Origin of the sequence: Reyranella sp. (genome assembly GCF_050185545.1) — a bacterium.
Lineage (GTDB): Bacteria > Pseudomonadota > Alphaproteobacteria > Reyranellales > Reyranellaceae > Reyranella.
Genome location: NZ_JBFWZI010000064.1, coordinates 26,457 through 35,737, shown reverse-complemented (window position 1 = coordinate 35,737; position 9,281 = coordinate 26,457). Strand labels below are relative to the sequence as shown.

Here is a 9,281-nt window from a genome sequence, read left to right as displayed (position 1 = left end):
GCTAAGCCCTTGATTTGGTTGGTGGAGCCAAGGGGGATCGAACCCCTGACCTCTACAATGCCATTGTAGCGCTCTCCCAGCTGAGCTATGGCCCCGGAATTCTTGGGAAGCGGGCGCGAGGTATAAGTCCTGGCCTGCCTGCTGGCAACAGGGCTAGCGGTCGCGCTCGCCCTTGTCGTCCTCGATCTCGACCTCGACCTCGAGATCTTCGGTCTCGTCGGCCAGATCGTCGGCATCCTCCAGCGCCTCCTCGCCCTCCACCTCGGGCACCTCGTCGCCGGCCAGTGCCGCCTCGTCGACCTTCTTCTTGGCGGCCGCCTTCGCCGCCGCGGCGGCGGCCGCCAGCGAAGCCGCAGTCGCCGCGGCCGCGCCGCGGCCGCGCCGGACCTTAACGAAGTCCTCGCGATCGTGCTCGCGGCCGCACTTCGGGCACTTGATCGGGCTCTTGTTCAGATCGTAGAAGCGCGCGCCACAGCTCTGGCAGGTGCGCTTGATACCCCAGCTCGCCTTGACCACGCAGAAGCTCCCGGAAAATTCCGCAGAATCGGCCGTATCGGCCGCGAGGGAGCGCGTATGTCACGCGCCTTTCACCCTGTCAAAACCAAATTCCGGCATGCTACGAGGGCGCCGCGCCGCAAATCCGCCGTCCTTCGGGAGGCCCAGCTGTCCAGTCCTTCCCCTGCCATCAAGCTCGTCGCCCATTCCGTGCCGCGCCTTCGGGGCCGTGTCCGTGCTCCCGGTGACAAGTCGATGTCGCACCGCGCCCTCATGCTCGGCGCGCTGGCGCTCGGCGAGACCACGGTGCAGGGCCTGCTGGAAGGCGCGGACGTGTTGTGCACGGCAGCCGCCCTGCGCGCCCTGGGCGCCGAGGTCGTGCGCGAGCCGGAGCAGGGGCTGTGGCGCGTCCAGGGGTTCGGGGTCGGCGGCGGCCGCGAGCCTGCCGACGTGCTCGATCTCGGCAATTCGGGCACCTCGGCCCGCCTGCTGGCGGGCATCCTGGCGAGCCACCGGTTCACCAGCTTCATGACCGGCGATGCCTCGCTGCGCCGCCGGCCGATGAAGCGCGTGATCGATCCGCTGTCGCAGATGGGTGCGTGCTTCGAAGGGCGCGAAGGCGGCCGCCTGCCGCTCGCCATCATCGGGACCGATGAGATGGTGCCGATCGAGTACCGCCTGCCGGTCGCCTCGGCCCAGGTGAAAAGCGCCATCCTGCTGGCGGGCCTGAACACCGCCGGCGAGACCACGGTGATCGAGTCCGAGCCGACGCGCGACCATACCGAGCGCATGCTGCGCCACTTCGGCGCCGATGTGCATGTCGCGCCGGCCGAGGGCGGCGGCAAGCGCATCACCGTGGTCGGCTGGCCGGAACTCATGGCACGCGACATCGTCGTGCCGGGCGATCCGTCGTCTGCCGCCTTTGCTGCCGTGGCGGCGGCGATCCGGCCGGGCAGCGACGTCACGATCGAGAATGTCGGCATCAATCCGCTGCGCGCCGGCCTCTACCAGACCCTGGGCGAGATGGGCGCCGACGTCGTGTTCGAGAACGGGCGCGAGATCGGCGGTGAGCCGGTCGCCGACCTGCACATCCGCGGCGGTGGCCTCAAGGGCGTCGAGGTGCCGGCCGGGCGGGCGCCAACCATGATCGACGAGTACCCGATCCTGGCGGTTGCCGCCGCCTGCGCCGAGGGTATCACCCGGATGCTTGGCCTGGGCGAGCTGCGCGCCAAGGAAAGCGACCGGTTGGCGAGCGTGGCGGCCGGCCTGCAGGCCAATGGCGTGCGCTGCGAGATCGGCGCCGACAGCCTCGCCGTCCATGGCACCGGGGCGCCGCCCGCCGGCGGCGGCCTGGTGACGACCCATCTCGACCATCGCATCGCCATGTCCTTCCTCGTGCTGGGTCTCGCCACGCGCGAACCCGTCGCGGTCGACGACGGATCGCCGATCGACACCAGCTTTCCGGGCTTCGCCGACCTCATGAACCGGCTCGGCGCTCGGATCGGGCCAGTGTCGGAACTCGCGCCGAGGCCGGTGGCGAGGCCAGTGTCCGGGCCGGCGGCCGGCGCCGCGTGAGCCAGCTGGTCATCGCCATCGACGGGCCTTCGGCGTCGGGTAAAGGCACCCTGGCGCGGCGTCTCGCCGACCATTTCGGGCTGCCGTATCTCGATACGGGCCTGCTCTACCGGGCGGTCGGGTGGCGTGCCGAGCGCACCGGCGAGCCTCCGCCAGAAGTCGCATCTTCGTTGCAAGAACATGATCTGACCGATCCCTTTCTAAGGGGCGACGAAGCAGGTCAGGCGGCCTCGCGGGTGGCGGCGCTGCCGGAGGTGCGGGCCAATCTGCTCGAGTTCCAGAGACGATTCGCCAGCCAAGCCTCCGGCGCGGTGCTCGACGGGCGCGACATCGGCACCGTGATCTGCCCCGAAGCGCCGGTAAAGCTCTTCGTCACCGCGAGTGTCGAGGCGCGGGCCGAACGCCGCTTCCAGGAGTTGCGCGGACGCGGGGCCGACCCTATAAGGTCGCGCGTTCTTGCCGAGATGGCGGAGCGGGACCGTCGCGACAGCGAACGGGCGGCTGCCCCTTTGAAAGCCGCGCCCGATGCTTACCTTCTCGATACCAGCGACATGGATGCTGATGCGGCCTTTGCCGCCGCCCTGGCGTTCCTGGCGAGCAAGGGCTTTCGATCCGCCGGGCCGTAAGTCGCCGCCGGCGGGTCGAAGACGTTCAGCGGCGATTGCGAACGGGCGAGTCGTCCGGGCGCGGGTGTGTTTACAGGCAGTGGATCCGCCGGACTTAACCGGTTGGCCGACGGGCGGCAGCGTTTCGCCCGGGATCGCAGGAAAGAGGTATTGAATGGCCAAGGGCAGCGCCCTGCGCAAATCTCCGAATGACGCCGCCAGCGCGGAGTTCGCAGCACTTCTCGACGAGTCGCTCGGCGGTTCGGCGAGCTTCGAAGGCACGGTGGTCAAGGGCCGTGTCGTCCGGATTGCCAATGATTTCGTCGTCGTCGATGTCGGTCTCAAGTCCGAAGGCCGCGTCGCCCTCCGCGAGTTCGCCAATGGAACGGGCGCACCGGAGGTCAAGGAAGGCGACCTGGTCGACATCTTCGTCGACCGCATGGAGAACAAGGACGGCGAAGCCGTCCTGTCGCGCGACAAGGCGCGCCGCGAGGAAGCCTGGACGCTCCTCGAGAAGGCCTTCACCGACCAGGAACGGGTGATGGGCACCATCTTCGGCCGCGTGAAGGGCGGCTTCACGGTCGACCTGTCGGGCGCCGTGGCCTTTCTGCCGGGCAGCCAGGTCGACGTGCGCCCGGTGCGCGATGTGGGCCCGCTGATGGGCCAGGCCCAGCAATTCGCCATCCTCAAGATGGACCGCCGTCGCGGCAACATCGTGGTGTCGCGCCGCGCCGTCATGGAGGAGACCCGCGCCGAAGATCGCACCCGGCTGATGGGCGCCCTGTCGGAGGGCCAGATCCTCGACGGCGTGGTCAAGAACATCACCGATTACGGCGCGTTCGTCGATCTGGGCGGCGTCGACGGGCTGCTGCACGTCACCGACATCGCCTGGAAACGCATCAACCATCCGTCGGAAGCGCTCACCATCGGCCAGCAGGTCAAGGTGCAGGTCATCCGATTCAACTCCGAGACGCAGCGCATCTCGCTCGGCATGAAGCAGCTGATGAGCGACCCGTGGGACGGCGCCGGCGCCAAGTACCCGGTCGGCCTCAAGCTCAAGGGCCGCGTCACCAACATCACCGACTACGGCGCCTTCGTCGAGCTGGAGCCCGGTGTCGAGGGTCTGGTCCATGTCAGCGAGATGAGCTGGACCAAGAAGAACGTGCACCCGGGCAAGATCGTGTCGACCTCTCAGGAGGTCGAAGTGATGGTGCTGGACGTCGACATGTCCAAGCGCCGCATCTCGCTCGGCCTCAAGCAGTGCCTGGCCAACCCGTGGGAAAGCTTCGCCGAGCAGTGCCCGGCCGGCACCGAGCTGGAAGGCGAGGTCCGCAACATCACCGAGTTCGGCCTGTTCGTCGGCCTGCCCGGCGACATCGACGGCATGGTCCATCTCAGCGACCTGTCGTGGGACAAGGCCGGCGACGAGGCGATCCGCGACTACAAGAAGGGCGACCAGGTCAAGGTCAAGGTCCTCGACGTCGACATCGACAAGGAGCGCATCTCGCTCGGCATCAAGCAGCTCGCCAACGATCCGTTCGAGAAGGTGGGCGCGGTCGCCAAGAAGGGCGACGTGGTCACCGTCATCGTCGCTTCGATCCAGGACAACGGCATCGAGGTCACGGTGCAGGACGGCATCACCGGCTTCATCCGCAAGTCGGAGCTGTCGCGCGACCGCTCCGAGCAGCGGCCCGACCGCTACGCCATCGGCGACAAGCTCGACGCCAAGATCACCAACATCGACCGCGCCTCGCGCCGGGTCGTGCTGTCGGTCAAGGCGCGCGAGCTCGACGAGGAGAAGAAGGCGATGGCCGACTTCGGCTCGTCCGACTCCGGCGCCAGCCTGGGCGACATCCTGGGCGCCGCGCTGAGCCGCGCCCAGCGCAAGGGCGAAGAAGACGCGAAGTAGTCCCTGGCCGGCCGAGCTGCGTTCGGCGTAGAGGCCAGGAAGACGCGAAGCGGCGCTTCAGCACTGAAAAGTTTGGAAAGGCCGGCCCTCGGGACCGGCCTTTTCTTTTTGTTTCAAGGACTTACCTTGACCAAGGGGTGTTTTGCGCTACAATGATAAGATGACCAAGTCGGAGCTGATTGCCCGCCTGGCGGCCCGAAATCCCCATCTCTATCAACGAGATGTCGAGCGTATCGTGGCGACGGTCTTCGATGAAATCTCCAAGGCCTTGGCAAATGGGCATCGCGTCGAGTTGCGCGGCTTCGGCGCCTTCTCGGTGAAGAAGCGCGATCCGCGCACCGGACGCAATCCGCGGACCGGCGAACAGGTCGCCGTGGCGTCCAAGCGCGTGCCCTATTTCAAGACCGGCAAGGATCTGCGCGACCGCCTCAACAAGGAGGCGGCTCTGGCCGCCGGTCTCCATCCGGGCGAGCCCCCGGGCGACAGGGCGGGGAGCGACGGACCGGGGAGCGACAAGCCCAAGGGCGACGGACCGACCTGAGCTCTCCAGGCCGACAGGCGACAAGCCGATAGGCGACAAGAAGTAGCGTTCCCTCGCTTACCGACAAGGCGTTGTGCCAAGGTAGGCACCCATGAAGATCCTGTCGCGCGCTCTGCTCCTGCTCTTCGTCCTGGTCGGCGTGCTGATCGCGGTCAGCAACAGTCAATCTGTGCAGCTCACCCTGTGGCCGCTGCCCCACATCGTGATCATGCCGCTCTACCTGCTGGTCGTGGTGTTGCTGCTGCTCGGCGTGCTGGCTGGGCTCGGCATCGGCTGGTGGGCGGGCCGCCATCATCGCCGGCATGCGCGCGAGGCCATCGCCGAGGCCGGTCGCCTCGAGCGCGAGATCCAGCGCGTCCGCCAGGCCGCGGCGGCCGCGGCCCCGCCGCCGCCTCCACCCGGCCCGGCTGCGCCGCGCGAACAGAGGGCGATCGAGCGTCAGAGCGCGATGGTGGCGCCCGATCTCGTCACGTCCGACCGACGCGGCCCGTTCGCGTGATGACGCTGAGGCCCTCTCATGCTCTTCCGGACCGCGGGCGTCCCGCCCGCTCAACATCATGTGCAAGAGCGGGCGGGACGCCCGCGGTCCGGTAGAGCAAGAGGTTCGTTCGCGGAGTGGTGCGCGCCCCACCTCAACGAGGCCGCAGGCTCTCTGGGTGAGGACGCCATGAGGATCCTCTCCGCCGACGAGGTCGATCGCGCCCTCGACGACTTGGCGCTGATCGAACGGCTCGATTCGATGTTCCGCGATGGCTGCGAGATGCCGACGCGCCATCACCACACGATCGTGGCCCCGAACGGTCCCGGGTCGGCCGATGCGACGCTGCTCCTGATGCCGGCGTGGACGAGCGGGCCGGGCGGCCATATCGGCATCAAGCTGGTCACGGTCTTTCCCGACAACGGCACGCGCGCCCTGCCGTCGATCTACGGTCAGTACCTGCTGCTCGACGGCGGCACCGGCGCGCCGGTGGCCCAGCTCGACGGCACGATGTTGACCAAGCGGCGCACCGCCTGCGCCTCGGGCCTGGCGTCGCGCTACCTCTCGCGCGCCGATGCGAAGACCCTGGCGATGCTCGGCACCGGCGCGCTGGCGCCCCAGCTGATTCGCGTGCATGCCAAGGTCCGACCGATCGAGGAGGTCCTGATATGGGGCCGCCATCCCGGGCGGGCGCAAGAACTCGCGGCCGAGCTCGCGAGGTCGCTGCCGCGCGACATCGGCCGGCCGATCGCGGTTCGTGTCGCGCCGGATCGCCGGCAGGCCATTGTCGCGGCCGACATCGTATCCTGCGCCACCCTGTCCAGGACGGCGCTGGTCGAAGGCGACTGGCTGCGGCCGGGCCAGCATGTCGATCTGGTTGGCGCCTTCACGCCCGAGATGCGCGAAAGCGACGATCGGGCGGTGGCGCGGGCCCGCGTCTTCGTCGATACGCGTGCCGGCGCGCTCAAGGAGGGCGGCGACATCGTCCAGCCCCTGGCCAACGGGACGATCACGGCCGAGGACATCGTTGCCGACCTGGCCGAGCTGGCGCGCGGCTCGAAGGCGGGCCGCCCGGCCGGCGACCTCGCCGGCATCACCCTGTTCAAGTCGGTCGGCGCCGCGCTCGAGGATCTGGCGGCGGCCGAGCTCGCCGTCACGGCTCGATAAGCGCCCCCGCGGCCTTGAGCGCGTCGATTTCGCTCGCGCCGAGGCCGGCCTCCCGCAGCACGGCGCGCGAATCGGCGCCTTGCAGCGGCGCCATGGTGCGGATCGCGGGCGGCGTGCGGCTCATGCGCATGGGCGGCTCGACCATCATGACCTCGCCCTCGCTGGGATGCGGATACTTCCTGAAGAGCTGGCGCCACACCAGGTGGGGGTCCTCGAGCAGGTCGCTGGGACGCATCACCGGCGCGTTGGGGATCTGCGCCCGATCGAGGATCTCGACCCACTGCGCCGTCGTCTTGGTCGGCGCCAGCGCCTCGACCATGGCGTACATGTCGTTGATGTGCAGCGAGCGGGCATTGAGGGTCGAGTAGCGCGGATCCTCGAGCACCTCGGGCCGGCCGATGATCTCGAAGAAATTGCGCCAGTGCTTGTCGATGTAGGGCAGGATCGCCATCCAGCCGTCGAGCGTGCGAAACGGCTTGCGCGTTCGGGCAAGCAGGCGCGAGTAGCCGACCTCGCCCGAGTCGGAGAACGTCCGTTCCCACAGGTGCTCGACCATCAGCCAGGCGGCCATGGTCTCGAACATCGGCACCTCGACGAACTGGCCTTCGCCGGTGCGCTGGCGATGCATCAGCGCGGCAAGAGTGGAGAAGGCAAAGGTGAGACCGACCGTCTTGTCGGCGATGATGGTCGGCGGATAGCGGGGAACGTCGTCGCCCGCCGCCCTGCCCATCAGGTCGGCGATGCCGAAGCGGGCCTGGATGGCGTCGTCGTAGGCCGGCAGCCTGCCGTAGGGACCGTCGGCCGAATAGCCGTAGGCGCCGACATAGACGATGTCGGGCTTGATCTTGCGGATCTCCTCGTAGCCCAGACGCAAGCCTTCGATCGCCTGCGGCCGGAAGGCGTGCACGAAGGCGTCGGCGCCTTCGACCACCTTGAGCAGCGCGGCGCGCGCCCGCTCGTTCTTGAGATCGAGGCAGAGCGACCGCTTGTTGCGGTTGACGTAGAGGTAGGTCGGGCCCATGCCCGCCGTCTTCCCGGGCTTGCCGATGTGACGGACCGCATCACCCTCGGGCGCCTCGACCTTGATGACATCCGCTCCCTGGTCGGCCAGCAGCATCGTGCCGTAAGGCCCCAGAATGACATTGGTGAGATCGACGATCCGGATTCCTGCGAGTGCGCCAGCCATGCTTCGGTTCTTTCAAGAGACCGGCGCGAGACTGCCATTGCGTCGGCCCGGCGTCACGGGCGGCGCTTTGCGAGGCAGAACGGACGGAACAACAGCTGCGCGCGCCACCCTGCAACGCGAACGAAGATGTTGCGCGCCGTCGATCGCGAGATCGCATGATCGAAGGCGGCAAGGCTCGAGGCCCGGAGGCGAGTGCGCATGACGCCATCTATCAGGGCTGACGGTGTGCGAACGTACTATCCGTTGCGAAGACGACCTCAAGTCGAGGCTCGACGAGCGCGCGCCAAGGTGGTGATGAGCCGGCCGGTGACGAACCCTCCCTGCTCGTCGCGCAATTTCCGATCCTTGTGGAAGACTCCGGGCGCCGAGGAACGAATCGTCGACGAGGAGGTGAGCGCGTTGGACGGCTGCGCCGGCGGGAACGATCGATCATCGCCGATGCTCCGCTCTCGTCGACCGGATGGTGCGTGATCGGCTGCGATCTCCGGTGGCGGCGGTTCGCGAGGATGATCGATGGTGCGCGAAAGGCGATGCCGCGCAGGCGGCGCTGCAGTCTGGCTGTCGGCACGAAGAAGGATTGCACTGCAAGGGTGAGCCACGACGCCGATGCGTGAGCTGCTCGGCAGTGACCGCATCTCGGGGTGGGTTGCAGGAACGTCCACCACTACGCGGCGCTGTGTGAAATCGACTGATCACAAGACGAATCATTTCACCTCCGTCCGCAAGTGATATGAAACCGTTGTGCAACGCGCGCCGGAGGTGTAGCGAAGGAGCCAACAAAGGGCGGGGGCGATGCGAAGCAACGTCGCGAAGAAACAGCAAGAACCCAGGTCGACGATCAACCCGGCGCCGCGGCCCTACCGCATCGAAGATCAGATCGGCTATCAGCTGCGGCGCGCGCATCAGCGCGCTAGTGCGATCTTCCAGTCGACGATCGGCGATCCGAACATCACGCCGACCCAGTACTCGAGCATGGTGAAGCTGCACGAGTACAGCGAGCTGTCGCAGAACCTGCTCGGCCGTCTTGTCGGCATGGACAAGGCGACGATGCAGGGCGTGGTGCGCCGGTTGAAGTCCCGCCGGCTGGTCGACTCGCGACCCGACCCGGGCGATGCCCGACGCACGCTGCTCAGCCTCACGGTCGAAGGGCAGCGCCTGATCACCAGGCTCATGCTCAACGGCCCGGCGGTATCGCGCGAGACCCTCAAGCCGCTCAACGCCCAGGAGCAGCGACTGCTGCTCGAGCTGCTCGCCAAGATCACCTGACGATCGTCTCTCTCGGACCGCGGGCGTCCCTCGTGCTCATGATCCATGAGCACGAGGGA

The 9,281-nt window shown here is 67.8% G+C and carries 9 protein-coding genes and 1 tRNA gene; 7 read left to right on the top strand and 3 right to left on the bottom strand.

Annotation, left to right across the window (positions count from 1 at the left end; translation table 11 throughout):
- Window positions 1-19: 19 nt before the first annotated feature.
- Together AB7O82_RS18355 and AB7O82_RS18350 are read right to left on the bottom strand one after the other, a co-directional pair.
- A tRNA-Ala gene (locus AB7O82_RS18355) sits at window positions 20-95 on the bottom strand.
- 58 nt (window positions 96-153) lie between these two features.
- Window positions 154-516, bottom strand: a complete 363-nt coding sequence (locus tag AB7O82_RS18350; protein ID WP_428549601.1) for a TIGR02300 family protein — start codon at window positions 514-516, stop codon at window positions 154-156.
- Between the two features lie 147 nt (window positions 517-663).
- Between AB7O82_RS18350 and aroA the strand changes: the two genes are divergently transcribed.
- The 6 genes from aroA (at window position 664) to AB7O82_RS18320 (ending at window position 6,770) form a co-directional block, all read left to right on the top strand.
- A complete protein-coding gene (aroA, locus tag AB7O82_RS18345) occupies window positions 664-2,070 on the top strand; it encodes a 3-phosphoshikimate 1-carboxyvinyltransferase (RefSeq protein WP_428549623.1) in 1,407 nt (468 codons plus the stop codon).
- Window positions 2,071-2,075: 5 nt separating this feature from the next.
- Window positions 2,076-2,696: a (d)CMP kinase gene (locus tag AB7O82_RS18340; RefSeq protein WP_428549625.1), complete on the top strand. Its 621-nt coding sequence runs from the start codon at window positions 2,076-2,078 to the stop codon at window positions 2,694-2,696.
- A 154-nt stretch (window positions 2,697-2,850) separates the two neighbouring features.
- Window positions 2,851-4,584 carry a 30S ribosomal protein S1 gene (gene rpsA, locus AB7O82_RS18335; RefSeq protein ID WP_428549603.1) on the top strand — a complete coding sequence of 578 codons (1,734 nt, stop codon included), beginning with the start codon at window positions 2,851-2,853 and terminating at the stop codon, window positions 4,582-4,584.
- A 160-nt stretch (window positions 4,585-4,744) separates the two neighbouring features.
- A complete protein-coding gene (gene ihfB / locus AB7O82_RS18330) occupies window positions 4,745-5,125 on the top strand; it encodes an integration host factor subunit beta (RefSeq protein ID WP_428549605.1) in 381 nt (126 codons plus the stop codon).
- Between the two features lie 91 nt (window positions 5,126-5,216).
- A complete protein-coding gene (locus AB7O82_RS18325) occupies window positions 5,217-5,624 on the top strand; it encodes a lipopolysaccharide assembly protein LapA domain-containing protein (RefSeq protein ID WP_428549607.1) in 408 nt (135 codons plus the stop codon).
- A 168-nt stretch (window positions 5,625-5,792) separates the two neighbouring features.
- Window positions 5,793-6,770, top strand: a complete 978-nt coding sequence (locus AB7O82_RS18320; protein ID WP_428549609.1) for an ornithine cyclodeaminase family protein — start codon at window positions 5,793-5,795, stop codon at window positions 6,768-6,770.
- Here the strand turns inward: AB7O82_RS18320 and AB7O82_RS18315 are convergent.
- Window positions 6,757-7,956, bottom strand: coding sequence for a CaiB/BaiF CoA transferase family protein (locus tag AB7O82_RS18315; RefSeq protein ID WP_428549611.1), 1,200 nt, complete (start codon window positions 7,954-7,956; stop codon window positions 6,757-6,759). The genes AB7O82_RS18320 and AB7O82_RS18315 overlap by 14 nt on opposite strands.
- A 792-nt stretch (window positions 7,957-8,748) precedes the next feature.
- On the opposite strand from AB7O82_RS18315, the gene AB7O82_RS18310 reads away from it, so the two are divergent.
- Window positions 8,749-9,222, top strand: coding sequence for a MarR family winged helix-turn-helix transcriptional regulator (locus tag AB7O82_RS18310; RefSeq protein WP_428549613.1), 474 nt, complete (start codon window positions 8,749-8,751; stop codon window positions 9,220-9,222).
- Window positions 9,223-9,281 lie beyond the last annotated feature (59 nt).